The sequence below is a fragment of the Paenibacillus sp. OT2-17 genome (genome assembly GCF_009827695.1).
GTDB lineage: Bacteria > Bacillota > Bacilli > Paenibacillales > Paenibacillaceae > Paenibacillus > Paenibacillus polymyxa_B.
Genome location: NZ_WUDQ01001034.1, coordinates 1 through 575, shown reverse-complemented (window position 1 = coordinate 575; position 575 = coordinate 1). Strand labels below are relative to the sequence as shown.

Below are 575 nucleotides of genomic sequence, written 5' to 3'. Positions count from 1 at the left end.
CAAAACATTTTGCAGTACCGTACAATTGCCAAACTCCAATCGACGTATGTCGAAGGATTGCTTAAAGAAATTTCGGAGAAAACGGGTAAGGTGCATACGTATTTCCGGCAGACGGTTGCAGCAACTGGACGCTTGAGCAGTCAATTTCCGAATTTGCAAAACATTCCGATTCGTCTTGAAGAGGGTCGTAAAATCCGCAAAGTATTTGTTCCGTCCGAACCGGGCTGGTCTATTTTAGCGGCAGACTACTCACAGATCGAGCTGCGGGTGCTGGCTGATATTTCAGATGATGAACGTTTGAAGGAAGCCTTTGTCCACGATATGGACATCCATACCAAGACCGCATCCGATGTGTTTGGTGTAGCAGCGGAAGATGTGGACTCCAACATGCGGCGTTCTGCGAAGGCAGTCAACTTTGGGATTGTCTACGGAATCAGTGATTATGGTCTGTCACAAAATTTGAATATTACGCGGAAGGAAGCGGCTCGCTTTATCGACCAGTATTTTGACGTGTTCCAAGGCGTTCGCCGTTACATGGATGATATTGTGAAGGATGCGAAGCGGGACGGCTACGT

General features: G+C 47.5%; 1 protein-coding gene. It reads left to right on the top strand.

All coding sequences use genetic code 11. From position 1 onward, the window contains the following. Positions 1-575: DNA polymerase (locus GRP75_RS28900; protein WP_237449262.1), on the top strand; the 575-nt coding region annotated here is incomplete at both ends.